Source organism: Brevundimonas sp. GW460-12-10-14-LB2 (assembly GCF_001636925.1).
Classification (GTDB): domain Bacteria; phylum Pseudomonadota; class Alphaproteobacteria; order Caulobacterales; family Caulobacteraceae; genus Brevundimonas; species Brevundimonas vesicularis.
In genome coordinates this window covers 1,935,498-1,958,807 of the sequence record NZ_CP015511.1, presented here as the reverse complement: position 1 = coordinate 1,958,807, position 23,310 = coordinate 1,935,498, and the positions used below count along the sequence as shown (strand labels likewise).

General features: G+C 65.4%; 25 protein-coding genes. 20 read left to right on the top strand and 5 right to left on the bottom strand.

Annotated features, from left to right (window positions below):
• Window positions 1-3: 3 nt before the first annotated feature.
• On the bottom strand, window positions 4-735 hold the full coding sequence (locus tag A4249_RS09825) for a response regulator (RefSeq protein ID WP_369814635.1): 732 nt from the start codon (window positions 733-735) through the stop codon (window positions 4-6).
• Window positions 736-823: 88 nt separating this feature from the next.
• Between A4249_RS09825 and A4249_RS09820 the strand changes: the two genes are divergently transcribed.
• The 3 genes from A4249_RS09820 (at window position 824) to A4249_RS09810 (ending at window position 4,816) form a co-directional block, all read left to right on the top strand.
• On the top strand, window positions 824-1,702 hold the full coding sequence (locus A4249_RS09820) for a branched-chain amino acid aminotransferase (protein WP_066552302.1): 879 nt from the start codon (window positions 824-826) through the stop codon (window positions 1,700-1,702).
• A 131-nt stretch (window positions 1,703-1,833) separates the two neighbouring features.
• Window positions 1,834-3,108 (top strand): NupC/NupG family nucleoside CNT transporter, encoded by a 1,275-nt coding sequence (locus A4249_RS09815; protein ID WP_066552300.1) that lies wholly within the window; start codon window positions 1,834-1,836, stop codon window positions 3,106-3,108.
• An 82-nt stretch (window positions 3,109-3,190) separates the two neighbouring features.
• A complete protein-coding gene (locus A4249_RS09810; protein WP_082854119.1) occupies window positions 3,191-4,816 on the top strand; it encodes a family 43 glycosylhydrolase in 1,626 nt (541 codons plus the stop codon).
• Here the strand turns inward: A4249_RS09810 and A4249_RS09805 are convergent.
• On the bottom strand, window positions 4,803-5,234 hold the full coding sequence (locus tag A4249_RS09805) for a PaaI family thioesterase (RefSeq protein ID WP_055754103.1): 432 nt from the start codon (window positions 5,232-5,234) through the stop codon (window positions 4,803-4,805). The genes A4249_RS09810 and A4249_RS09805 overlap by 14 nt on opposite strands.
• Window positions 5,235-5,281: 47 nt before the next feature.
• On the opposite strand from A4249_RS09805, the gene A4249_RS09800 reads away from it, so the two are divergent.
• The 15 genes from A4249_RS09800 to A4249_RS09730 all read left to right on the top strand — a co-directional run bounded on the left by A4249_RS09800 (window position 5,282) and on the right by A4249_RS09730 (window position 19,256).
• On the top strand, window positions 5,282-5,584 hold the full coding sequence (locus A4249_RS09800; RefSeq protein ID WP_017504494.1) for a DUF3253 domain-containing protein: 303 nt from the start codon (window positions 5,282-5,284) through the stop codon (window positions 5,582-5,584).
• Complete coding sequence (locus A4249_RS09795) at window positions 5,574-6,215, top strand: uracil-DNA glycosylase family protein (RefSeq protein WP_066552298.1); 642 nt, start codon at window positions 5,574-5,576, stop codon at window positions 6,213-6,215. The genes A4249_RS09800 and A4249_RS09795 overlap by 11 nt, the downstream gene beginning before the upstream one ends.
• Window positions 6,216-6,231: 16 nt before the next feature.
• Complete coding sequence (locus A4249_RS09790; protein WP_066552297.1) at window positions 6,232-7,257, top strand: alpha/beta fold hydrolase; 1,026 nt, start codon at window positions 6,232-6,234, stop codon at window positions 7,255-7,257.
• 88 nt (window positions 7,258-7,345) lie between these two features.
• On the top strand, window positions 7,346-8,986 hold the full coding sequence (fliF, locus tag A4249_RS09785) for a flagellar basal-body MS-ring/collar protein FliF (RefSeq protein WP_066552295.1): 1,641 nt from the start codon (window positions 7,346-7,348) through the stop codon (window positions 8,984-8,986).
• On the top strand, window positions 8,986-10,020 hold the full coding sequence (fliG, locus tag A4249_RS09780; protein ID WP_055754108.1) for a flagellar motor switch protein FliG: 1,035 nt from the start codon (window positions 8,986-8,988) through the stop codon (window positions 10,018-10,020). Before fliF ends, fliG begins: the two co-directional genes overlap by 1 nt.
• Window position 10,021: 1 nt before the next feature.
• Window positions 10,022-10,684 (top strand): flagellar assembly protein FlbE, encoded by a 663-nt coding sequence (locus A4249_RS09775; protein ID WP_066552293.1) that lies wholly within the window; start codon window positions 10,022-10,024, stop codon window positions 10,682-10,684.
• On the top strand, window positions 10,684-11,016 hold the full coding sequence (gene fliN / locus A4249_RS09770; protein ID WP_039246916.1) for a flagellar motor switch protein FliN: 333 nt from the start codon (window positions 10,684-10,686) through the stop codon (window positions 11,014-11,016). Before A4249_RS09775 ends, fliN begins: the two co-directional genes overlap by 1 nt.
• A 36-nt stretch (window positions 11,017-11,052) precedes the next feature.
• Window positions 11,053-12,465 carry a sigma-54-dependent transcriptional regulator FlbD gene (flbD, locus tag A4249_RS09765; protein ID WP_055803826.1) on the top strand — a complete coding sequence of 471 codons (1,413 nt, stop codon included), beginning with the start codon at window positions 11,053-11,055 and terminating at the stop codon, window positions 12,463-12,465.
• A gap of 4 nt (window positions 12,466-12,469) precedes the next feature.
• On the top strand, window positions 12,470-13,375 hold the full coding sequence (gene bla, locus A4249_RS09760) for a class A beta-lactamase (protein WP_066552291.1): 906 nt from the start codon (window positions 12,470-12,472) through the stop codon (window positions 13,373-13,375).
• A gap of 10 nt (window positions 13,376-13,385) precedes the next feature.
• Window positions 13,386-15,485, top strand: a complete 2,100-nt coding sequence (gene flhA, locus A4249_RS09755; RefSeq protein WP_055754112.1) for a flagellar biosynthesis protein FlhA — start codon at window positions 13,386-13,388, stop codon at window positions 15,483-15,485.
• A gap of 62 nt (window positions 15,486-15,547) precedes the next feature.
• Entirely contained in the window at window positions 15,548-17,074 is a 1,527-nt protein-coding gene (locus tag A4249_RS09750) for a sensor histidine kinase (protein WP_197458370.1), read from the top strand.
• Window positions 17,071-17,493 carry a response regulator gene (locus A4249_RS09745; RefSeq protein ID WP_231868686.1) on the top strand — a complete coding sequence of 141 codons (423 nt, stop codon included), beginning with the start codon at window positions 17,071-17,073 and terminating at the stop codon, window positions 17,491-17,493. The genes A4249_RS09750 and A4249_RS09745 overlap by 4 nt, the downstream gene beginning before the upstream one ends.
• Window positions 17,494-17,546: 53 nt before the next feature.
• Complete coding sequence (locus tag A4249_RS09740; protein WP_231868685.1) at window positions 17,547-18,533, top strand: histidine kinase dimerization/phosphoacceptor domain -containing protein; 987 nt, start codon at window positions 17,547-17,549, stop codon at window positions 18,531-18,533.
• A gap of 14 nt (window positions 18,534-18,547) precedes the next feature.
• Entirely contained in the window at window positions 18,548-18,991 is a 444-nt protein-coding gene (locus tag A4249_RS09735; protein WP_066552285.1) for an NUDIX domain-containing protein, read from the top strand.
• 85 nt (window positions 18,992-19,076) lie between these two features.
• Window positions 19,077-19,256, top strand: coding sequence for a CsbD family protein (locus A4249_RS09730; protein ID WP_066552284.1), 180 nt, complete (start codon window positions 19,077-19,079; stop codon window positions 19,254-19,256).
• Between the two features lie 66 nt (window positions 19,257-19,322).
• Here A4249_RS09730 and A4249_RS09725 read toward each other — a convergent pair whose 3' ends face one another.
• The 3 genes from A4249_RS09725 to A4249_RS09715 are packed head-to-tail and all read right to left on the bottom strand — an operon-like array spanning window position 19,323 to window position 21,593.
• Complete coding sequence (locus tag A4249_RS09725) at window positions 19,323-19,820, bottom strand: hypothetical protein (RefSeq protein WP_066552282.1); 498 nt, start codon at window positions 19,818-19,820, stop codon at window positions 19,323-19,325.
• A gap of 46 nt (window positions 19,821-19,866) precedes the next feature.
• Window positions 19,867-21,045 carry a vWA domain-containing protein gene (locus tag A4249_RS09720; protein WP_066552280.1) on the bottom strand — a complete coding sequence of 393 codons (1,179 nt, stop codon included), beginning with the start codon at window positions 21,043-21,045 and terminating at the stop codon, window positions 19,867-19,869.
• Between the two features lie 20 nt (window positions 21,046-21,065).
• Window positions 21,066-21,593, bottom strand: coding sequence for a GNAT family N-acetyltransferase (locus A4249_RS09715; protein WP_066552278.1), 528 nt, complete (start codon window positions 21,591-21,593; stop codon window positions 21,066-21,068).
• A gap of 73 nt (window positions 21,594-21,666) precedes the next feature.
• Between A4249_RS09715 and A4249_RS09710 the strand changes: the two genes are divergently transcribed.
• Complete coding sequence (locus tag A4249_RS09710; RefSeq protein ID WP_066552276.1) at window positions 21,667-22,587, top strand: histone deacetylase family protein; 921 nt, start codon at window positions 21,667-21,669, stop codon at window positions 22,585-22,587.
• A 41-nt stretch (window positions 22,588-22,628) separates the two neighbouring features.
• Window positions 22,629-23,291, top strand: coding sequence for a histidine phosphatase family protein (locus A4249_RS09705; protein WP_066552274.1), 663 nt, complete (start codon window positions 22,629-22,631; stop codon window positions 23,289-23,291).
• Window positions 23,292-23,310: the final 19 nt, after the last annotated feature.

Sequence of the window (23,310 nt, the reverse complement as noted above, 5' to 3'; positions counted from 1 at the left end):
GGCTCAGTCGGGAGCCAGCATATAGCCGACGCCGCGCACCGTCTGGAGATAACGCGGGTTCTTGGGATCAACTTCCAGCTTGCGGCGCAGACGCGTCACCTGGACGTCCACGGCGCGGCCGGTGATGTCGGCGGTGTCCGGCGACAGGCTCATCCGCTCGACCGGGGCATGGGCATGAAGCGCCAGGGTCTTGAGCAACTGGGCCTCGGCTTCGGTCAGGCGCTGGGGCGCGCCGTCACGGCTCAACTCCAGCCGTTCCATGTCGAAGACGGCGGTGCCCAGCTTGATCTCCTTGGGACCGATGGGCTTGCCGCCGGTGCGACGCAGGATGGCGTCGATGCGGAGCACCAGTTCGCGCGGTTCGAAGGGCTTGGACATGTAGTCGTCGGCGCCGCGCGACAGGCCCTCGATGCGGTCCTCGGGATCGCCGCGCGCCGTCAGCAGCAGGACCGGCGTCTTGGACAATTCGGCCTTGTTGCGGACCCAGCTGGTCAGGTCCAGGCCGCTTTCGCCCGGCATCATGACGTCCAGCACGACCAGGTCGAACTCGATCAGCTCCATCATCCGCTTGGCGGCCGCCGCGTGCGCGGCGCCCGTCACGCGATAGCCTTCGCGCGCTAGGAATTCCTTCAGCAGTTCACGGATGCGATCGTCGTCGTCGACAATCAGCAGATGGCGGCCGACGCCGGGGCCGGCGATGGGGCCTGAGCGGCCATGCGAACGCGATTCCGTCATGCTCATGCGACGTTTCCCCCGCTTGCGGCGTTGACCTGAGCGATTCGTGCGGCTCTAAGACCGTCAGTTTCGCGGGAGACGTATTTCAATGGCCTTCGTTCCTTTCGACGATCGTGACGGCTTCATCTGGGTGAATGGCGATTTCGTCCCCTGGAGGGAAGCGAAAACGCACGTTCTGACCCATGCCCTTCACTATGGCTCGTCGGTCTTTGAGGGTGAGCGTATGTACGGCGGCGAAATCTTCAAGCTGACGCAACATTCCGAGCGCCTGAAGCGGTCCGCCAACCTGCTCGATTTCGAGATACCCTACAGCGTCGCTGAAATCGACGCCTTCTCTAAGGAAACCTGCGCCAAGAACGGTCTGACGGACTGCTATGTGCGTCCCGTCGCCTACCTGGGCCCGGAACAGACCAGCGTTTCGGCCCTGAACAACAAGGTGCACCTGGCCATCGCCGTGTGGGACTGGCCCAGCTATTTCGACCCCGAGGTCAAGGCGCGCGGCCTGCGTCTGGAATGGTCCAAGTGGCGTCGTCCCGATCCGGCGACAGCCCCGACGACGGCCAAGGCGGCGGGTCTGTACATGATCTGCACCATGTCCAAGAACGCCGCCGAGCGTCGCGGTTTCGCCGACGCCCTGATGCTGGACTGGCGCGGCTATGTCGCCGAGGCGACCGGCGCCAACGTCTTCTTCGTCAAGGACGGCGTCATCCACACGCCGAACGTCGAGCACATTCTGGACGGCATCACCCGTCAGACCGTGATCGAGATCGCTCGCGAAAAGGGCATCGAGGTCGTGGTGCGCGAGATCAAGCCGGAAGAACTGTCGGACTTCACCGAATGCTTCCTGACCGGCACGGCGGTCGAGGTGACCCCGGTCGCCGAGGTGGGCGAATACCGCTTCACCCCCGGCGCCCTGTCGCTGGATCTGATGGATCACTACGGCAAGCTGGTGCGCGGCCAACTGTAAGCCGAGGCGCGGCGACAGGAGGAGGGCGGTCCCTTAAGGGCCGCCCTTTTTCGTTTCGCTTGCCAGCCGCGTCACTTTGTCCTTGAAGCGAGTAAAGACCGGCAGGCGCGCCGGGTGCGGGGATCGTTTTTATGTTCAGCCTCCTGAACCTCCAGAGCCTTCTCGGTCTGGTCGTCATCGTCGCGGTCTGCTGGGCGATCTCGGAAAACCGCAAGGCCTTCCCTTGGCGGCTGACCATCGGCGCGATCCTGGTGCAGGCGGGGCTGGTGCTGGCCCTGTTCGCGATCCCCGGTTCGCAGGCGGTGCTGGCGGCGGTGACCGGCGCGGTGGATGGTCTGGCGGTCGCCACGACCGAGGGAACGAAGTTCGTCTTCGGCTATCTGGCCGGCGGGGACCAACCCTATGCGGTGTCCAACCAAGGCGCGCTCTTCACCTTCGCCTTCCAGGTTCTGCCGCTGATCCTGGTGATTTCCGCCCTGTCGGCCCTCCTGTGGCATTGGAAGATTCTGAAGTGGATCACCTTGGGCTTCGGCTTCCTGTTTCAGAAGACGATGGGGCTGGGCGGCGCCTCGGCCCTGGCGGTCGCGGCCAACATCTTCCTGGGCATGATCGAAAGCCCGATCGTGATCCGCGCCTATCTGGACAAGCTGACGCGGTCCGAGATCTTTTTGATGATGGTGGTGGGCCTGGCGACGGTCGCCGGCTCGACCATGGTGGCTTATGCGACGATCCTGTCGCCGGTGCTGCCCAATGCGGCGGGTCACGTGCTGGTGGCCTCGATCGTGTCGGCGCCGGCCGGCGTGCTGCTGGCGCGGATCATCATCCCCGAGAAAGAAGGGATGGGCGGCGCCGTCGCCGACTATGACTCGGCCCTGAAATACGACAGCGCCATCGACGCCATCGTCAAAGGGACGTCCGACGGCCTGATGGTCGTGCTGAACATTTCGGCCGTGCTGATCGTGTTCGTGGCGCTGGTCGCCCTGGTCAATGTCATGCTGGGCGGGTTCGTGGTGTTCGATGCGCCCCTGACCGTCGAGCGGATGCTGGGCTGGATTTTCGCGCCGGTCGCCTGGCTGATCGGGGTGGAGTGGAAGGACGCCGATGTCGCCGGCTGGCTGCTGGGCGTCAAACTGACCCTGACTGAGTTCGTCGCCTTCATCGACCTGGGCAAGGTGCCGGCCGCCGAGATGACCGAGCGCACGCGCATGCTGATGACCTACGCCCTGTGCGGCTTCGCCAATATCGGCTCGGTCGGCATCACCGTGACCGGCCTGTCGGTCCTGATGCCCGAACGCCGCGAGGAGGTGCTGGGCATGGTCTGGAAGGGCCTGTTCGCCGGCTTTTTGGCCACCTTGATGACTGCTTCCGTCGTCGGGGCGATGCCGGCGGCCGTCTTCGGCTTCTGACCAAATCCGATAGGTCGGCGGCTTGACAAGGCGATCCGACCAGGCGTCCATAAGTCATGTTAGCGCTAACTATCAGTGTCCCGTGATTGATCGTCGACGTCTGTTCGGAGCCACAGGCGCATTGGCGGCGGCGCCTATTCTCGGTGCAGGCGCCGTCGGCGAACCCGTCTCGACACCGCGTTCCGTCCCAACCTGGGGGGATGGCGTCGAAGGTCAGCGGAGCGCCGATCTGGGAGATGGCACCTTCTTGAATCCCATCGTCGCCGGGGACCATCCCGATCCCACGATCCTGAAGGACGGCGATACCTACTACATAACCTTTTCGTCCTTCCTGTCCTATCCGGGGCTGGTGATCTGGACGTCGAAGGATCTGGTGAACTGGTCGCCCATCGGGCCTGCGCTCCACAAGCCGCTGGGCGATGTCTGGGCCGTGGATCTAGTGAAACATCAGGGACGGTATTTCATCTACATTCCCGCGAATCCGACGGGCAAAGGCTGGTCGATCTTCACCATATGGGCCGACGATATTGCGGGGCCGTGGAGCGATCCGGTCGACATGAAGATCGAGGGCTGCATCGATCCGGGCCATGTCGTGGGCGAGGACGGGCGCCGCTATCTGTTCGTCAACGGAATCCGCAAGGTGCGGCTGACGGACGACGGTCTGGCCACGGACGGTGCGGTGGAGCCGGCCTACGATCCCTGGCGGTATCCCGACGACTGGATCACCGAGAACTTTGCGCCTGAGGGACCAAAGCTGCTGAGGCGAGGCGACTGGTTCTATCTGGTCACCGCCGTCGGCGGCACGGCCGGGCCGGTCACCGGCCATATGGTGATCGCGGCCCGCTCACGCTCGGTTCATGGGCCGTGGGAGAACTGTCCGCAAAATCCACTGGTGCGCACTCAGTCCGTCGACGAACCTTGGTGGTCCAGGGGACATGCGACCCTGGTCGAAGGCCCCGCCGGCGATTGGTGGATGGTCTATCACGGCTATGAAAACGGGTTCCGAACCTTGGGCCGGCAGACGCTGCTGGAGCCGGTGGAGTGGACCGCCGACGGATGGTTTCGGGCCATGGGGGGCGATCTGTCTCGCTCGCTAGCCAAGCCGCGTGCGCGCGAGGCTTCCCCAGCCGGTGCGGCGTTGTCGGACGATTTCAGCCACGACCGTATGGGCGTGAAATGGAGCTTCCACCAGCCCAAGGCGGACGCCGCAAATCGGCTCACCCGAGCCGACCGATCATTGCGTCTGGAAGGTCAGGGCCGTTCTCCGGCGGACTCTTCTCCACTGGCTTGCCTTGTTAGAGATCGCAGCTATCGGGTCGAAATCGATCTGGCGCTGTCGGGCGAGGCCGAGGCGGGGCTGCTGCTCTTCTATAACCACAAGGCCTTCGTCGGTCTGGGCTTCGACGGGCGTGTCATCAAATCCTACCAGTACGCCGAGGAACAGACGTGGGCGGCCATTCCCGCCGTCACTCGCGAGCTGAAGCTGAAGATCGACAACGACGAGAACGTCGTGACCTATCACTACTCGCTGGATCGCGGGGCGACCTGGGTGCGACATCCGACGCGGATGGAGGTGTCGGGCCTCAATCACAATGTCTTCGGCGGGTTCTTGAGCCTGCGCCCGGCCATCTATTGCGCGGGATCGGGCGCCGTCGTGCTGAAGGACTTCAGATACGCGGCCGGAAACCGGCGTCTCACCGCGGCGTGAACTTGCGGATGACGCCGGAGAAGGTCATCAGCAGGCGGTCGCCGGTGTTGATCTGGCCGCGCACGAAGATCAGGCTTTTGCCCGCCTTTGTCACCTGGCCCGTGGCCTCGATCAGTTCGCCGACATAGCCGCCGTCGATGAAGGTGGAGTCCAACTGGACCGTGACGCCCGAGGCGCCTTCCATCTCCTGATAGGCGATCTGGAACATGGCGATGTCGGCGAAGGTCATCAGGCAGCCGCCGTGCATCCGCCCGCCTGCGTTCATATGCTTCTGCTCGGCGCGGAAGGCGCAGCGCATGTGCCCGTCGGGATCCGGCTTGCCGTAGAAGGGGCCGACCACCGTGTCGAAGGTGTCGTGCAGATCGTAGGTCTGCCAGCCGGCGAACTCGCCCTCGGTGATGGTGATTTTCTTGGGCATGCAGACTCGGCCTTACTTATGGGCGTGCGTTGCAGCATATAGGCGCAATGAGCGACCCGATCGAAACCGCAATCCTGAACAAAATCGCCGCGCTTGAGCCCGGCAAGAGCATTGAGCCCGCGGAAGTGGCCAAAGAGCTACAGCCCGAGCAGTGGCAGCGCATGCTGCCCAAGGTCCGCGCGACCGCTTTGGGTCTGATGCGCCAGGGCAAGCTGACCATCACCAAGAAGGGCAAGGCGGTCGATCCGGACAATTTCCGCGGCGTCACGCGCCTGCGCCAGGCGACCGAGGAAGAAACGGCCCTGGCGCTGAGCCGCCGTCCGCCGGTCGTCGAGGGCGATGACGACTGATCTCCAGGATATCCTGAGCGACATCCGCGCCTGCCGCGCCTGCGCGGGCGTCCTGCCGCACACGCCGCGCCCGGTAGTGCGGGTCTTTCCCGAGACGCGGCTGCTTATCTGCGGCCAGGCGCCGGGACGACGCGTCCACGAGAGCGGTCTCCCGTTCACGGATCCCTCAGGCGATCGTCTTCGTGACTGGATGGGCGTGGACTATGAGACCTTCTACGCCGACCCGCGCATCGGGGTGGCGGCCCAGGCCTTCTGCTATCCGGGCACCGCGCCGAAAGGCGGCGACTATCCGCCGCCGACACGCTGTGCGGAACTGTGGCGACCGCAGTTGCTGGACGCCCTGCCGCAGATGGAACTGACCCTGCTGGTCGGCGGCTATGCCCAGGCGTGGGCGCTGGGCGATAAGGCCAAGCGGACCATGACCGAAACGGTCCGAGCGTGGCGGGAGTATGCGCCGGATCTGCTGGTGTTGCCGCATCCGTCTTGGCGCAATACGGCCTGGCTGAAGAAGAATCCGTGGTTTGAGGCGGAGGTGCTTCCCTATCTGCGGGAACGCGTTCGGCGCATTCTGACTTCTGCAAATCCGGCGGCCGTTCGCTCCAGCGAGAAGGACGTGCCGGTGGTATCGTGAGCGCTGCTTGGGACACATGGCCTTGATCGCCTCCAGACTTATGCCGCTGACCGCCGCGCTCATTCTGTCGGCCTGCGCCGCACCCCACATTCAGCCGCCGTTGACGCCGCCGCCGGGCTTTGTCGGCGCCCATGTCGAGGATCGGGCGCTGGTCATGTCGGACGGCGCGCGCCTGCCGTATCTGCACTGGGGGCCAAAGGATGGGGCGCCTTGGGCGGTGATCGTGGCCTTGCATGGGATGAACGATCACGACGCCAGCTTCCGTCTGGCCGGCCCCTGGTGGGCCGAGCAGGGGATCGAGACCTGGTCCTACGACCAGCGTGGCTTCGGCGGGGCGCTGGGGCGGGGCGAATGGGCAGGGCAGCAGCGGATGACGGATGATCTGCGCGAGATCACCGCGATGGCGCGGGCCCGCTATCCCAATGCCGTCATCGCTGTGGTGGGCGAGAGTATGGGAGGGTCGGTGACGGCGGCGGCGTTCGGCTCCGACAATCCGCCGGATGCGGACCGGATCGTGCTGCTGGCGCCCGGCGTCTGGGGCTGGTCGACGCAAGGACCATTGAACAGCACGGCGCTGAACATCGCAGCGCGGGCGTTGGGCGACGTGGCGCTGGAACCGCCAGAGTTCATCACCCGCGACATCCACGCCTCGTCGAATACGCTGGAGTTGATCCGCAACGGGCGCGATCCGATGAGCATCCTCGCGACCCGGTTCGACACGGTCTATGGGCTGGTCGATCTGATGGAGGCCTCGTCGCGCAGCCTGGGCCGCATCCGGGGCGACGCCATCCTGATGTACGGCGCCCACGACGAGGTGGTGAAGAAGGGGCCGATGAAGTTGGCGCTGGAGCGGGCCGAGCGGGAGGGCGGGACGCTGCGGACCGCATGGTATCCGAACGGCTGGCATCTGCTGAACCGCGATCTGGACGCCGAGATCGTCTATCGCGATGTGGTCTCGTGGCTGAGAGATCCGACAGCCCCCCTGCCGTCCGGTGCGCCGGCGGTTTTGCCGCAGCTTCAGGCGGGCGGGGCGCGCCCTTAAGCGGGTCTTAACGCGACGTTTACCATCCAGGCGGCATTTTCTGCCTAGCGGGGCGTTCGTGTCTCCCGCGAGTAGGGGGCGGGGACGCGTGGGCGGCTTCACAGCGGCGTTGCAGAAGTTCGGGATCGGCCGTCTGGCTGCGGTCCTCGGCGTCGCCGCAGGCGTGGCCGCCGTGCTGGTCGCCGTCATGCTGCGCATGGGCCAGGCGCCGGACGCGCTTCTCTATTCCAACCTGGATCTGCGCGAGGCCAGCGAGATCAGCGCCGCCCTGGATCAGGCCGGCATCAAATATTCGTCCAAGGGCGACGGCTCGACCATCATGGTCAACCGCGACGAGGTCGGCACCGCCCGTATGCTGGTCGCGGGTAAGGGCTTGGTCACGTCCGGATCGGTCGGCTACGAGCTGTTCGACACCCAGTCGGTGCTGGGCCAGACCGAGTTCCAGCAGCAGCTGAACGAGCAGCGCGCCCTGCAGGGCGAACTGTCGCGCACCATCATGTCCATGCGCGGCATCACCGCCGCCCGCGTTCACATTACCATGCCGCGCCGCGAGATGTTCACCTCGGCCGCCGGCGAACCGACCGCCGCCGTGCTGGTGGGCCTGGGAGGGCGTGACCTGACCAGCGATCAGGTGCGGGCGATCCGCAATCTGGTGGCCTCATCCGTGCCGAACCTGAAGCCCGACCGCGTCACAGTGGCGGACCAGACCAACCGCACTCTGGCGGCCGGCAGCGACGACGGAACCTTCACCTCAGCCTCTGCCGCCGAGGCCAAGGGCAATACCGAGAGCCAGCTTCAAGCGCGCATCAAGGATATCGTCGAAGGCGTCGTCGGCGCGGGCGCTGCTCGCGTTCAGGTCACGGCCGACATCGACCAGAGCCGCGCCACGACACAGGAAGAAAAGTTCGATCCCGATGGTCAGGTCGTCCGCTCGACCACGACCAACGGCTCGCAATCCGCAGACAACAGCGCCCAGCCCGACGGCGGCGTGACTGCGACGAACAACATCCCTGGCGGGGCGGCGCCCGGTGCCACGCCGGCCGGTTCGACCAACTCGGAAAACGCCGAGACGACCAACTACGAAATCTCCAAGACCACCACGACCACGACCAAGGAGCCGGGCGAGGTCAAGAAGCTGGCCGTCGCCGTCGCGGTCGACGGCAAGTGGACGCCGGCCAAGGACGGCAAGGGCGAGCCGACCTATGCGCCGCGCACGGCCGAGGAGATCGCCCAGATCAAGTCGCTGGTCGCCGCCGCCGCCGGCATCGACGAGACACGCGGCGACAAGATCGAAGTGATCAACGTCCGCTTCAACCACGACACGGGCATTGAGGGCGGTCTGGACGGAAAGTCGTCGCTGCTGGACTTCTCCAAGAACGACATCATGCGTTTCGTCGAGCTGGGCATTCTGACGGTCGTCGCCTTGCTGCTGATCTTCTTCGTGCTGCGTCCTCTGCTGAAGACGGCCGCCGGTGGCGGGGCCAATCTGCCGGCGCTGGCGGGCGCCAACGGCGTGCCGGTCACGACCGTGGCGACCACGGTGATCGGCCCGGACGGCCAGCCTCAGCTGGTTCAGCTGCCGGCGCCCAGCGAGATGGAACAGAAGATCGACATCGCCCGCATCGAGGGTCAGGTGAAGGCGTCGTCGGTCAAGAAGGTCGCCGACTTCGTTCAGTCGCATCCCGATGACGCGGCCGGCATCCTGCGGACCTGGGTGGCCGAAGGCTGATGGCGAAGCTGGTCAACAAGAAAGCCTCGATCGACGATCCCAACAAGCTGTCGGGGCCGGAGAAGGCCGCCGTCATCCTGCTGGCGCTGGGCGAAGAGCACACCGCCCTGTGGGAGCGGCTGGACGACGACGAGGTCAAGGAAATCTCCCAGGCCATGGCGACCCTGGGCAACGTCAGCGCCGAGGCCGTCGAGGCCCTGATGATCGAGTTCGTCTCGGGCCTGTCCGGCTCCGGGGCCGTGATGGGCAGCTATGAGCAGACGCAAAAGCTGCTGGCCGCCTTCCTGCCCAAGGATCGCGTCGATGGCCTGATGGAGGAGATCCGGGGGCCGGCCGGTCGCACCATGTGGGACAAGCTGGGCAATGTGAACGAGGCCGTTCTCGCCAACTATCTGAAGAACGAATACCCCCAGACTGTCGCCGTGATCCTGTCCAAGGTGCGATCGGACCACGCCGCGCGCGTCCTGACCAGCCTGCCGGAAGACTTCGCCCTGGAATGCGTCCAGCGGATGCTGCGCATGGAGCCCGTTCAGCGCGAGATCCTGGACAAGATCGAGGCGACGCTGCGCACCGAGTTCATGTCGAACCTGGCGCGCACCTCCAAGCGCGACAGCCACGAAATGATGGCCGACATCTTCAACAGCTTCGACCGCCAGACCGAGGCCCGCTTCATCGGCGCCCTGGAAGAGCGCAATCGTGAGTCGGCCGAACGCATCCGCGCCCTGATGTTCGTCTTCGAGGATCTGTCCAAGCTGGATCCGGGCGGGGTGCAGACCTTGCTGCGCGCCGTGGACAAGGATTCGCTGGGCCTGGCGATGAAGGGCGCGTCCGAAGGTCTGCGCGAGATGTTCTTCTCCAACATGTCCGAGCGCGCGTCCAAGATCATGCGCGAGGACATGGAGTCGATGGGGCCGGTGCGTCTGAAGGACGTGGACGCCGCCCAGATGGCCATGGTCCAGGTCGCCAAGGATCTGGCCGCCAAGGGCGACATCATGCTGGCCGGTCAGGGCGCCGACGACGAGTTGATCTACTGACATGACCCAGTCCCCTGAAATCCGGCGCCTCTTCGCCTTTGACACAGAGTTTGACGCGGACGGCACGGTCGTGCGCCCGGGCGCCTGGACGCCAGCCAAACGCTCCTATCTGCCGGCCGAGGTCGATGCTCTGGTCGCCCAAGGGCGTCTGGAGGCGCGCGAACAGGCGCTCAGCGAGGTCGAAAACATCCGCGCCATGGCCCTGAGCAATATCGCCCAGGCTGTGGCCTCGGCCATGCCGACCCTGAAGGCTGTGGCCCAGGCGCACCGGGAACAGGCCGCTGACCTAGCCCTGGCTGCTGCGCGCACCATCGCCGGGGCCGCTCTGGAGCGGTTTCCGCATGCGCCGCTGAAAGCCGCGTTGGAACTGTTGGCGCAGGAAATCGACGCCTCGCCACGTCTGGTCGTTCGCGCCTCGGGCCTGGATGACGAGGCGCGCGGCCTAATCGAGCGCGCCTGTGCCGACAGCGGCTTTACCGGCGTGGTCGCCTTCCGCGATGAACCGGGCATGGCCCAGGCCGCGTTCCAGTTGGAATGGGCCGACGGGCGCGCTGATCACGATCCGCAAGGCTCGGCCGACCGCGTCGCTGAGGCCCTGACCGCCGCCTTGGCCGCCGAGGCCGGACACGCCGAAACCCTTCCCGTCGACAGGAGCATGTTCTGATGGCATCCGACGACCTGGCGCTGGAGGAATTCTCCGGCCTTTCGGGCCTGCCGCCCCTGGACGACAGCGGCGAAAAGAGCGCCGCCGACCTGGCCACGGTCTTCGACGTGCCGGTCAACATCTCGGCGGTTCTGGGCAAGTCGCACATGTCGGTGGCCCAGCTGCTGAAGCTGAACAAGGGCTCGGTGCTGGAGCTGGACCGCAAGGTCGGCGAGGCGATCGACATCTTCGTCAACAACCGCCTGATCGCGCGCGGGGAGGTCGTCGTCGTCGACGACCGGCTGGGCGTGACCATGACGGAAATCATCAAGACCGAGGATTCGGGCGCCTGATTGGCGACCGGCTTTAGAGATTAGAGGAGAAGAACGATGCGTCTTCTGGTGGTAGGCAGACTGAGCGGCCAGCTCGCTTCGGCGGTCAAGATGGCCATGGCGCACGGCGCCAAGGTCAATCACGTCGAGCGCGCCGACCAGGCGACCGAGCAACTGCGCCGGGGGCAGGGCGCCGACCTGCTGATGGTCGACTATCAGCTGGACATCGCCGCCCTGATCGCCGCCAACGAGGCCGAGCGGATCACCATTCCGGTCGTAGCCTTCGGCGTCGATGCCGATGCGCGAGAGGCGGCCGCAGCCATCAAGGCCGGCGCCAAGGAATTCATTCCGCTTCCGCCCGACGCCGAACTGATCGCCGCCGTCCTGTCGGCCGTCGCCGACGACGAAAAGCCGATGATCTCGGCCGACCCATCAATGAAGGCGGTGCTGCAACTGGCCGACCAGGTCGCGCGCTCGGAAGCATCAATCCTGATCACCGGCGAAAGCGGCGTCGGCAAGGAGGTGATGGCGCGGTATCTGCACGAGCATTCGCGTCGGTCCGAGCGCCCGTTCATCAGCGTCAACTGCGCCGCCATTCCCGACAACCTGCTGGAGTCCGAACTGTTCGGCCACGAGAAGGGTGCCTTCACCGGCGCGGTCGCGCGCCGCATCGGCAAGTTCGAAGAGGCCGACGGCGGCACGCTTCTGCTGGACGAAATCTCCGAGATGGACGCCCGGCTTCAGGCCAAGCTGCTGCGCGCCATCCAGGAGCGCGTCATCGACCGTGTCGGCGGCTCCAAGCCGGTCTCGGTCAACATCCGCATCATCGCCACCTCGAACCGCGATCTGGCCAAGGCCGTGGCGGAAGGCACCTTCCGCGAGGACCTGCTGTATCGCCTGAACGTGGTGAACCTGCGCCTGCCGTCCTTGCGCGAGCGGCCCGGCGACATCGTGGTTCTGGCCGACCACTTCATCAAGAAATACGCCGCCGCCAACGGCGTGCCGGTGCGTCCGATCTCGGCCGCCGCGCGTCAGGCCATTTCGGCCCATCGCTGGCCGGGCAACGTCCGCGAGTTGGAAAACGCCATGCACCGCGCAGTGCTGCTGGCGACCGGCCCCGAGATCGACGTCGACGCCATCCGTTTGCCGGACGGTCAGCCGCTGGGCGGCATGGGCGCGGGCATGATGGCGGGACAGGCCTATGAGGCGCCGCAAGCCGGGGTGGCCGCCCGCGCCGCCCAAGCGGCCGACGCAGTGACCCGCAGCTTCGTGGGCCAGACTGTGGCGGCGATGGAAAAGACGCTGATCCTGGACACCCTGACCCACTGCCTGGGCAACCGCACCCACGCGGCCAACATCCTGGGCATCTCGATCCGCACCCTGCGCAACAAGCTGAACGAATACGCCGATGAGGGCACGGCCATTCCGGCGCCGATGAGCGGCGTCTCCGCCTCGGGTTACGCGGCCTGAACCCATGCGCGCACCCGTGGAGCGCCGATGCGTCCTGACGGGGCTGGCCGCCTTGAGCGCGGTCGGCTGTTCGCCGCGCGCGGAATCACGCCCTGCCGCGCCCGCCCCTCTGTCAGACGAGATCATTGACCTGGCCGACCTGGAAGCGCGCAATGGCGGCCGTCTCGGCTTCGTCGTTCAGGACGCGGCGACAGGGCGTAAGCTGGTTTGGCGCGGCGACGAACGCTTCGTCTATTGCTCGACCTTCAAGATTTATCTGGCCGCCGCGACCCTGTTGCGGGCGCAGGCCGGGCAGGAGCGACTTGATCGCCGCATCCCCATCACTGCGGCGGACATGATCAACCACGCTCCGGTGACCGAGCCCGCCGTTGGCGCCAGCCTGACGGTCGAGCAGTTGATGAAGGGCGCGGTTGAGGTCAGCGACAACCCCGCCGCCAATCTGTTGCTGAAGGCCATGGGCGGCCCGTCGGCGATGCAGACCTTCTATCGCGGCATCGGCGACGGCAGCACCCGCTCAGATCGGTTCGAGCCGGAGATGAATCGTCTGGACGGCGACAAGGATACGATCCTTCCCAACCAGTCGATCGCCAATCTCCAACGTCTTTTTCTCGATCCGGCCTCGTCCCTGACGGCGGCGTCGCGCGCCCTATTGCTGCAGTGGATGACCGATACGCCCACGGGTCAGAATCGTCTTAGGGCTGGGGCGCCTGCGAATTGGCGGGTGGCGCACAAGACGGGGACGGGGGGCTATGGGCCGACCAATGACATCGGCCTGCTGTATCCGCCGAACGGCCAACCTGTGATCGTCGCCGCCTATTACCACGCCACCCGGGCGACATCGGACGACGCCAATGCGGTCGTCGTCGCTGAGGCGACGCGTCGCGCGCTGAAGGCGTTGGGCCGTGACTGATACGCCGGTGATGATGAAGGACGGCATGGCGCGCCCGACGGGCCGCGACGTCTTGGGTTGGGTCAACCGCGGCGAAGTGCTGATGGCGGTCGGCGTGATCGGCGTGATCATGCTGCTGATCCTGCCGGTGCCCAAGTTCTTGCTGGATCTGCTGCTGGCCTTCTCGCTGGTGTCCAGCGTGCTGATCCTGATGACCGCCGTGATGATGAAGCGGCCGCTGGATTTCGCCATCTTCCCGACCGTGCTGCTGGTCTCGACCCTGTTCCGGCTGGGCCTGAACTTGGCCTCCACGCGTCTGATCCTGACCCACGGCCAGGAAGGTCACGATGCGGCGGGTCAGGTCATCAACGCCTTCGGGCAACTGATGATGGGCGGCAACTTCATCATTGGGGTGATCATCTTTGCGATCATTCTGGTGGTGAACTTCGTCGTCATCACCAAGGGCTCGACCCGGATCGCCGAAGTGTCCGCCCGCTTCACCCTCGACTCCATGCCGGGCAAGCAGATGGCCATCGACGCCGATCTGTCGTCGGGCCTGATCACCGAGGATCAGGCCAAGCTGCGCCGCAAGGAGCTGGAGCAGGAATCGACCTTCTTCGGCGCCATGGACGGCGCCTCCAAGTTCGTGCGCGGCGACGCCGTCGCCGGGCTGATCATCACCTTCATCAACGCCATCGGCGGCATACTGATCGGCACGCTGCAACACGGCATGCCGGCGATGGAGGCGGCCAACACCTATGTCCAACTGACCATCGGCGATGGTCTGGTGACGCAGGTGCCGGCCATCATCATCTCGATCGCCGCCGGCTTCCTAGTGTCCAAGGCCGGCGTCGAAGGCACGGCGGACAAGGCCATGGTCACCCAGCTGGCGACCAATCCCGTGTCGCTGGGCGTGGTCTCGGGCGCCGCCGGTCTGATCGGTCTGATCCCCGGTATGCCGCTGATCCCGTTCGCGGCTCTGGCCATCGGCTCGGGCTTCATGGCTTGGAGGCTGGGCCGCAATCGCTTGAAGCCTCAGCCGACAGAGGCGGAGATCGCCGCGGCGGCAGCGGCCGCAAAACCCAAGGAAGACGTCGAAGAGCCGATCGCCAACGTCCTCACCATCGACGAGGTGAAGATCGAACTCGGCTACTCGCTTCTCAGCCTGATCAACGATCTTGAAGGACGCCGCCTGACCGATCAAATCCGCGCGTTGCGGCGGTCGCTGGCCCAGGAATACGGTTTCGTCATTCCCCAGGTGCGCATCCTCGACAACATGCGCCTGCCGACCCAGGGCTACGCCATCCGCATCAAGGAGATGGAGACGGGCGCGGGCGAGGTGCGGCTGGGCCACCTGATGGCGATGGACCCGGCAGGCCGTCAGGTCGAGCTTCCGGGCGAGCATATGCGCGAACCCGCTTTTGGCCTGCCAGCGACCTGGATCGAGGAAGGTCTGCGCGAGGAGGCGACGTTCCGGGGCTATACGCTTGTCGATCCGTCGACGGTCCTGACGACCCATCTGACCGAGATCCTGAAAGATAATATGGCCGATCTGCTGTCCTATGCGGAGGTGCAGAAGCTGCTGAAGGAACTGGGCGCCGAAGAGAAGAAGCTGGTCGAGGAACTGGTGCCCAGCGTGGTCACCGTCACGACGCTGCAGCGGGTGTTGCAGTCTCTGCTGCGCGAGAAAGTGTCGATCCGCGACCTGCCGGCCATTCTGGAAGGTTTGGCCGAGGCCGCGCCGCACAGCTCCAGCGTCACGACCCTGGTCGAACACGTTCGTGCGCGTCTGGGCCGGCAACTGTGCTGGCAGAACAAGGACGGCGAGGGCGCCCTGCCCATCGTCACCCTTTCGCCGGAATGGGAAAACGCCTTCGCCGAAAGCCTGATCGGTCAGGGCGAAGACAAGCAGCTGGCGATGGCGCCGTCGCGCCTTCAGGACTTCATCCGCGCCGTGCGTGACACTTTCGAGCGGATCGCCATGACGGGCGAAAACCCGGTGCTGCTCACCGGCCCGATGACGCGGCCCTATGTGCGATCGATCATCGAACGCTTCCGCGGCCAGACCGTCGTGATGAGCCAGAACGAGATCCATCCCAAGGCCCGTCTACGGACCTTGGGCCAAGTCTGATCCCGCCGACTTGGCAGTTTGACGTTTGACGCGGCGACGCACCCCGCTAAAGCTCCGCCGTCATGAGTCCGAACCCCCGATCCCAATGGTCGCGCCTGCGCGACTTCATGCGTACGCCGTCGTTGGCCCGGTCCATGTCGGCGATGCTGGTCCTGGTGTTCGGGCTGCTGATTCTGGTCAATGCGACGACGTTCGTGATGATCCAGCGCACGGCGTCAGTGAACCGGACCATCGAACACGCCCAGCAGATGCGCCGGGCGGCGCGTACGACCTTGATCGCCATGCTGAACGCCGAGACGGCCCAACGCGGTTTCCTGTTGACCGGGCGCAGCGACTTCCTCGAACCCTATCGCAAGGCGCAGGCGGACATGGCGCCGGCCTTGGCCTTCCTGGACGAGGGGGCGGCGCTCGACCCGACCCTGAAGGCTACCGTCGATCCCATTCATCGCCTCGCCGATCGCAAATGGGCGGAGATGGAGCGCACCGTGTCGCTGGCTCAGCAGGGACGGATCGGTCAGTCGATCCAGTCCGTGCGCTCGGGCGAGGGCAAGCGCTACATGGACGAACTGCGCGCGGCCGTGGACACGTTCGATGCCTTGAAATCCAAGCGGATCGAGGACCGACGGATCGCGTCGGAACGGTCTGGCGTTTTGACGGTGGTCATGAACGCCATCGCGGGGCTTCTGGTCATCGTTCTGGCCCTGCTGTCGGCCTGGCTGGTGCGGCGATACGTGGCCGAGATCCAGTCCGCCCGTGCGACGCTCGACGCCGCCAACGCCAGCCTGGAGGACAAGGTTCGCGAGCGCACCGGCGACCTGATGCGCGCGAACGAGGAAATCCAGCGCTTCGCCTATATCGTCAGCCACGACCTGCGCGCGCCGCTGGTCAACGTGATGGGCTACACCTCCGAACTGGAGCAGGCGGGCAAGATCGTCGACAAGGCGATCTACGAGGCGGAAAAGACGCGCGTCGTCGATCCCGAGATCGTCACCGCCGTGCGCGAGGAAATGCCCGAGGCGATCGGCTTTATCCGCGCCTCGACCGAGAAGATGGACCGGCTGATCAACGCCATCCTGAAGCTGTCGCGCGAAGGTCGCCGCAACCTGCTTCCAGAACCGCTGGACATGACGACGATGGCCCAGAATATCGCTAATAGCGTCCATCACCAGACTGAAGCTTCGGGCGCCCGCATCGAGGTTCAGTCCTTGCCCGAGATCGAAAGCGACCGCATTTCGATGGAGCAGATCGTCGGCAACCTGATCGACAACGCCGTCAAATATCTGGATCACGACCGGCCAGGCGAAATCGTCGTGTCGGGCGAAGACGTGCCGGGCGGCTGGGTCGTCTACCGAGTCGCCGACAACGGCCGGGGCATCGCCCCGCGTGACCATGAGCGGATCTTCGAGCTGTTCCGCCGCTCCGGAAAACAGGACCGTTCCGGCGAAGGTCTGGGGCTGGCGTTCGTCAGAAACAGCGTGCGCCGCCTGGGCGGGACCATCGACGTCGAGTCCGAACTGGGCAAAGGCTCGACTTTCCTGCTGAAATTCCCCAAACGACTGATCCTGTCTGAACCCGGAGGCGCGCTGTGACGCAACCCGTCAAAATCATCATGGTCGAAGACGACCACGGCCACGCCAAGCTGATCGAAAAGAACATCCGCCGGGCCAACATCAACAACGAGATCAAGCATTTCGATGAGGGTGGTGCGGCGCTCGACTATCTGTTCAGCGACGAAATCCTCGCCAATGGCCCGCTGCTGATCCTGCTCGACCTCAACCTGCCCGATATGTCGGGCACGGACATTCTGGAAAAGGTGAAGGCCAACGACCGTCTGAAGCGGGCTCCGGTCGTGGTGCTGACGACCACGGACGACAAGGTCGAAATCCAGCGTTGTTACGACTTGGGTTGCAACGTCTACATCACCAAGCCGGTGGATTATGAATCCTTCGCCGGCGCCATCCGTCAGTTGGGTCTGTTCCTGTCGGTGATCCAGGCGCCGGAGATCTGACGATCGACGCGCCAAAGCCTATTCGCCTGCTCTACATCGACGATGATCGAGGTTTGTCCCGACTGGTCGAGAAGGAGCTGGGGCGTCACGGCTACGCCGTCACCTGCGCGCCTGATGGCGATGCGGGGCTGGATCTGTTGCAGCAGGATGAGTTCGACGTCTGCGCGCTGGACCACTATATGCCGACGCGAGACGGGCTGGACGTCCTACCGGACATTCTGGCCCTGACGGCGCCGCCGCCCGTCGTCTATGTGACGGGTGCGCAGGATGGGCGGATCGCCGTCGCGGCCTTGCGCGCGGGCGCGGCGGACTATGTGATCAAGGACGTCTCGGAGGACTTCACCTCCCTGTTGCGCTCGGCGCTCGAGGACGCCCTGTCGCGCCGTCGGCTGGAGCGCGAGAACGAACTGGCGCAGGAAGAAATCCGCCGAGCGCGCGATCGGGCCGAGGCGATGTTGCGTGAGGTGAACCACCGCGTCGGCAACTCGCTGCAGCTGGTGTCCAGCTTCATGTCGTTGCAGATGCGCCACGTCACCGATCAGGGGGCGAAGGACGCGTTGCGTGAATCGCAGGCGCGCATCGAGGCCGTCGCCCATGTTCACCGCCGCCTCTACACGTCCGGCGACATGAGCCACGTGGCGATGGACGAATATCTGGTCGGGCTGATGGACGAACTGTCCAAGTCCATCGGGCCAGACGAAGGATCGCCCAAACTGAGGCTGGACGCTGAGCCGTTGTCGGTCACGACCGATCAAGCCGTCTCCATCGGCGTCATCGTCACCGAACTGGTCACCAACGCGGTCAAATACGCCTATGCGCCAGGGCAGGGCGGCGAGATTCGTATCCATCTGCGCCGCGAGAGCGACCATCGTGTGATGCTGACGGTCGAGGACGACGGCCCCGGCATGGGCGATGGAACGCCAAAGGGCACGGGGCTCGGAGGCAAGATCATTTCCGCCATGGCGTCTGGCCTGCGGTCGGCAGTCGAGTTCGACGGCGCCCACAAGGGCGTGCGCGCCAGGTTGTCGTTCGACCTCTAGGGTCGGTTTTCATCATGTTGCAGTTCGGCGTTCGCAAACCCGCTTCGGATTATCGTCACCGCGCCACCGCGTTCGGCATCGTCGAGCGCGATGGCCTGATCGCCTGTGTGCGCGTCGAACGCGAGGCCGGCCCTTATTTCGATCTTCCCGGCGGCGGCTTGGATTTGGAAGAGACCGAGGTTCAGGCGCTGATTCGCGAATTCGTCGAGGAAACCGGCTTGACGGTCGCGCCGCTGAACCGCATCGCCGAGGCCAGCCAGTATTTCGTGCGTTCGACGCGCGAGCCGGTGAACAATGTCGGCGGCTTCTGGACGGCGACTGTGGCGGCCGAAAATCCCGATGCAAAATGTGAGGACGATCACACGCTGGTGTGGCTGGATCCGACCTTCGCCATCTCGCGCTTGCGTCACGATTCTCACGCCTGGGCTGTCGCCGTCTGGCTGCGTCGTCCAAGCTGAGCCTTACGGAACAGGCCATTAGCGAAGTCGTTTAATTTTTCGAACCGCAACGTTACGTCGCGGCGATGAAAATTAGGAGATTTCCATGGCTGACCATGACCGTATCGAAGGCGCCGCCAAGAACATCGGTGGCAAGATTAAAGAAGGCGTCGGCAAGGTGACCGGCGACACCAAGATGCAGGCCGAAGGCAAGGCCGATCAGGTCGAAGGCAAGGTCCAGAATACTGTCGGCGGCGTCAAGGACAGCCTGCACGACAAGGCCTAAGCTTCCCTAGAATGCGCGAAGATGCGAAGCGCCGTCCGCGAAAGCGGGCGGCGCTTTTCTTTTCGATCAATCCTTGTCGCCCCACAGGGTCAGCGACAGTCCCTTCTTGTCGGCTCCATCGATCGGGCGGCACTCAGAGCTGAACCCGCCCTCGACCGGACGCGGACGACAATCCATTTCGCGCAGGTTGGAGGGCGCGGCCGCCGTGCGAGACTGCGGGCCGCACTGAACCGCATAGTCCGAGCCCGCGGCGCTGGCCCGGATCATCTGGCAGTCGCCGGCCATTCCGCTGGGACGCAGAGCCTCGGGCAGGTTTGACCCCATGGCGATGGCGAGTTGCTGGCGCACCTCGGTCTGGCATTCGGCCATGGACTTCTGGCCGCGCACCAGCGGACTGCACCGTGCGCGCTCGAAGCCAAAGGGATCAGCCAGGCCCCAGGCAGGCACATTGTGCTCGAGGGGCCGCGCCGGCGTTTCAACGATCGCCTCCGGCGCGGGCGCATCCCACACGACGGTCGGCGCAGCTTGTTGGAGGATCAGCAAGGCGAAGGCGGCGGCGATCATGGTCGGACCCTTCGTGAAGTTGCAGGCGGTCGCCCGAACATCTCCCCTACCTTGTCAGGGCGCGCATCGCCTTGTCGAGGCCTTCGAGCGTCAGGGGGAACATCCGCTGCTCTATGACCTCGCGCAACAGGCCGACGGAGGCAGTGTAATCCCAGTACCGCTCCTGAACGGGATTGAGCCAGACCGACTTCTCCCACTGCTGGCGCGCCCGCTTCATCCATACGGCGCCGGCCTCCTCGTTCCAGTGCTCGACGGAGCCGCCAGGCATGGTGATCTCATAGGGGCTCATCGTCGCATCGCCGACGAAGATGGCGCGCCAGTCGCCGGGGTATTTGTGAAGCAGATCCCACGTCGGGATACGCTCCGTGTGCCGCCGGCGATTGTCCTTCCAGACGCCTTCGTAGAGGCAGTTGTGGAAGTAGAAGAACTCCAGGTTCTTGAACTCAGCCTTGGCCACCGAGAACAGCTCCTCAACCAGCTTGATGTGACCGTCCATCGAGCCGCCGATGTCGAGGAACAGCAGCACCTTGATCGTATTGCGCCGCTCGGGCCGCATCTGGATGTCCAGCCAGCCCTGGCGCGCCGTGCCGTCGATGGTGCCGTCGATATCCAGTTCGTCGGGCGCCCCCTGTCGGGCGAAACGGCGCAGACGACGCAGCGCCACCTTGATGTTGCGGGTGCCCAGTTCGACCGTGTCGTCCAGGTTCTTGAACTCGCGCTTTTCCCAGACCTTGACCGCCCGACCCTGCTTGCCCGGACCGCCGATGCGAACGCCTTCGGGGTTATAGCCGCCGTGTCCGAAGGGGCTGGTCCCGCCCGTGCCGATCCATTTCGAGCCGCCCGAGTGTCGCTCCTTCTGCTCTTCCAGACGCTGCTTCAGCGTCTCCATCAGCTTGTCGAAGCCGCCCAGCGCCTCGATTTGGGCCTTCTCCTCGTCGGTCAGATATTTTTCGTTCAGCAGCCGCAGCCAGTCCTCAGGAATGTCGGTGGTCAGATCCTCGCCCGACCCGACCGACTCGACGCCCTTGAACACCGTTCCGAACACCTGATCGAACCGATCATAGTGCTTCTCGTCCTTGACCAGCACCGCGCGCGACAGGTGATAAAAGGCCTCGACCTCGCGCCCCGCCACGTCGCGATCCATGGCCTCCATCAGATGGAGCCATTCCTTCATCGACACCGGAACCTTGGCGTCGCGCAGCGCGGTGAAGAAGGGCAGGAGCATGAGAGGGATGTGAACCCGGATCAGCCGCGCCGCAAGATGAACTCGCGGTCGCGCCAGGCGCCGACGGGATAGTCGTATTCGCCCGCCTTCTCGAAACCATAGGCGGCGTAGAGGCGCTGGGCCTTGTCGTTGCCGCTCCAGACGCCGATCCACAGCGGTCCGTCCGTGTGGCTTTGCATCCAGACCAGAGACAGCTTCAGCAGTCGGGTTCCCAGCCCCAGACCTTGCGCCGCCTTGGATACATAGAGCCGGCGCAACTCCATGTGCGACTGTCGAGCCTCGGGGTGGGGCAGGCCGTTGGGGCCGGCGTTGGCGAAGGCCAGCAGCTCGCCGTCGCGGTCAGCCACCCACCAGGCGCAGTCGGGCTCCGCCAACTTCTTCAGCGTCGGCTCCAGATCGAAGCTGGCGTCCAGAAACGCGTTCAGATCGGCCGGCGGATAGGGGATGCCGAACCCCTCGACGAAGGTGTCGATGAAGGTCTGGCGCCCCAGCGCGCCCAGGGCGACGGCGTCTTCGGGGCGGGCAGGGCGGATCACGATCTCGGTCATGCATCGGCTCTAGCGCGCGCCTTGGTGCGCGTCACGGGCGACAAGTCCGAAAGCCCGGCGTATCGTCGCTTCAATGTCCCTGCCGATCTTCACCCATCCCTCTATGCTGTCCCACGCGCCGGGCGCGGGCCATCCCGAAAGTCCCGAGCGGCTGAAGGCGGTGCTGGATGCTCTGGACGACGCAGGCCTGGCCCGCGACCGGCGCGCCGCGACCCAGGCCGAGGTTGTGGATCTGGAGCGGGTGCATCCCGCCGCTTATGTCGCACGCCTGCTGGACGCCTCGCCGGTCGCAGGCATGGTCCAACTGGATGCCGATACCGTTCTTTCGGCCGGCAGCGTACCGGCGGCGCGGCTGGCGGCGGGGGCGGCGATCGATGCGGTGCGAGCCGCGGCGCGGGGCGAGATGGATCGCGCCTTCGCCGCCGTGCGCCCGCCGGGCCACCACGCCGAGCCGGACCGCGCGATGGGGTTCTGCCTGTTCTCCTCCGTCGCCGTCGCCGCGCGTGTGGCTCAGGCCGAGGGGATGGCGCGGGTGGCGGTGGTCGATTTCGACGTCCACCACGGCAATGGCACCCAGGCCGCGTTCGAAGACGACGACAGCCTCTTCTTGGCCTCCATCCACCAGATGCCGCTCTATCCCGGCACCGGCGCGGCGTCAGAGACGGGCGTCGGCAATATCGTCAACGTCCCCGTCGCGCCCCATGCGGCGCGCGAGAACTGGCGCGCGACCTTCGCCGGCGGATTGATGCCGGCGCTGGAATCGTTCCGGCCGGACCTGATCCTGATCTCGGCCGGTTTCGACGCTCACCGGCGCGATCCGCTGGCGCATCAGTCGCTGGAGGCCGAGGATTTCGCCTGGGCGACGCGTGCGATTCTGGAGGTCGCGCGTCGGACCTGTTCGGGCAAGGTTGTGTCGGCGCTTGAGGGCGGTTACGACCTTGAAGGACTAGGCCGCTCTGCGGTCGCCCACGTCGCTGCGCTCGGGGAGGACTGAGGACGCTTAACGCCTTGAAACCAAAGGCCCGTCCGTTTGTCATGTCAGCCCCCGCCCTGTCCCTCGATTCGACCGAACCGTCCGTGTCCCCGCCTGACGCCGCGCCATCCGTCGGCGCGCTTGTCGCTGTCCGTCCCGGCGCCATCATCCTGACGCGTCACGGCGAGCCGGCCCTTTCGCGCAAGTGTCTGATCTCTGCGCGCCAGTACGGCGACTGGTGGGCGAAATATGAGATCGGCGGCCTGCTGGCCGGCCAGACCCCGCCGCCCGAACTCGTTGCGGCGGCGCAGGGCGCTGGGGCCATCTACGCCTCGACCCGTCAGCGCGCCCAGGAAACCGCCGCCGCGGTCGCGGCGGGGCGCGAGGTCATGGCTGATGTCATGTTCATCGAGGCGCCCCTGCCGCCGCCGCCGATTCCGGAATGGATCAAGCTGTCGCCCAAATGGTGGGGCGTGGTGTCGCGCTTCTGGTGGCACGCTTTCGATCATCACGGCGGCCAGGAAACCCGCGCCCAGGCCGAGGCGCGCGCCGATCAGGCGGCGCAAAAGTTGATCGCGCGAGCCGAGAACGGTCAGGACGTGCTGGTCTTCGCCCACGGCTATTTCAACCACATGGTCGGCCGCGCGCTGAAGGCCGACGGCTGGAAACTGGTCCAGAACCAGGGCTTCAAATACTGGTCGCAGCGTCGCTACGAGAAACGATAGCCGCTTCTGACGTTGATGC

Bases quoted from the DNA above. Each gene is read 5' to 3' on its own strand.
- A4249_RS09725 (WP_066552282.1), bottom strand. From the start codon at position 19,820: ATGATCGCCGCCGCCTTCGCCTTGCTGATCCTCCAACAAGCTGCGCCG.
- A4249_RS09735 (WP_066552285.1), top strand. From the start codon at position 18,548: ATGTTGCAGTTCGGCGTTCGCAAACCCGCTTCGGATTATCGTCACCGC.
- bla (WP_066552291.1), top strand. From the start codon at position 12,470: ATGCGCGCACCCGTGGAGCGCCGATGCGTCCTGACGGGGCTGGCCGCC.
- A4249_RS09820 (WP_066552302.1), top strand. From the start codon at position 824: ATGGCCTTCGTTCCTTTCGACGATCGTGACGGCTTCATCTGGGTGAAT.
- A4249_RS09805 (WP_055754103.1), bottom strand. From the start codon at position 5,234: ATGCCCAAGAAAATCACCATCACCGAGGGCGAGTTCGCCGGCTGGCAG.
- A4249_RS09775 (WP_066552293.1), top strand. From the start codon at position 10,022: ATGACCCAGTCCCCTGAAATCCGGCGCCTCTTCGCCTTTGACACAGAG.
- A4249_RS09715 (WP_066552278.1), bottom strand. From the start codon at position 21,593: ATGACCGAGATCGTGATCCGCCCTGCCCGCCCCGAAGACGCCGTCGCC.
- flhA (WP_055754112.1), top strand. From the start codon at position 13,386: ATGATGAAGGACGGCATGGCGCGCCCGACGGGCCGCGACGTCTTGGGT.
- A4249_RS09750 (WP_197458370.1), top strand. From the start codon at position 15,548: ATGAGTCCGAACCCCCGATCCCAATGGTCGCGCCTGCGCGACTTCATG.
- A4249_RS09730 (WP_066552284.1), top strand. From the start codon at position 19,077: ATGGCTGACCATGACCGTATCGAAGGCGCCGCCAAGAACATCGGTGGC.
- fliG (WP_055754108.1), top strand. From the start codon at position 8,986: ATGGCGAAGCTGGTCAACAAGAAAGCCTCGATCGACGATCCCAACAAG.
- A4249_RS09705 (WP_066552274.1), top strand. From the start codon at position 22,629: ATGTCAGCCCCCGCCCTGTCCCTCGATTCGACCGAACCGTCCGTGTCC.
- A4249_RS09710 (WP_066552276.1), top strand. From the start codon at position 21,667: ATGTCCCTGCCGATCTTCACCCATCCCTCTATGCTGTCCCACGCGCCG.
- A4249_RS09790 (WP_066552297.1), top strand. From the start codon at position 6,232: ATGGCCTTGATCGCCTCCAGACTTATGCCGCTGACCGCCGCGCTCATT.
- fliN (WP_039246916.1), top strand. From the start codon at position 10,684: ATGGCATCCGACGACCTGGCGCTGGAGGAATTCTCCGGCCTTTCGGGC.
- A4249_RS09795 (WP_066552298.1), top strand. From the start codon at position 5,574: ATGACGACTGATCTCCAGGATATCCTGAGCGACATCCGCGCCTGCCGC.
- A4249_RS09720 (WP_066552280.1), bottom strand. From the start codon at position 21,045: ATGCTCCTGCCCTTCTTCACCGCGCTGCGCGACGCCAAGGTTCCGGTG.
- A4249_RS09800 (WP_017504494.1), top strand. From the start codon at position 5,282: ATGAGCGACCCGATCGAAACCGCAATCCTGAACAAAATCGCCGCGCTT.
- A4249_RS09815 (WP_066552300.1), top strand. From the start codon at position 1,834: ATGTTCAGCCTCCTGAACCTCCAGAGCCTTCTCGGTCTGGTCGTCATC.
- flbD (WP_055803826.1), top strand. From the start codon at position 11,053: ATGCGTCTTCTGGTGGTAGGCAGACTGAGCGGCCAGCTCGCTTCGGCG.
- A4249_RS09825 (WP_369814635.1), bottom strand. From the start codon at position 735: ATGACGGAATCGCGTTCGCATGGCCGCTCAGGCCCCATCGCCGGCCCC.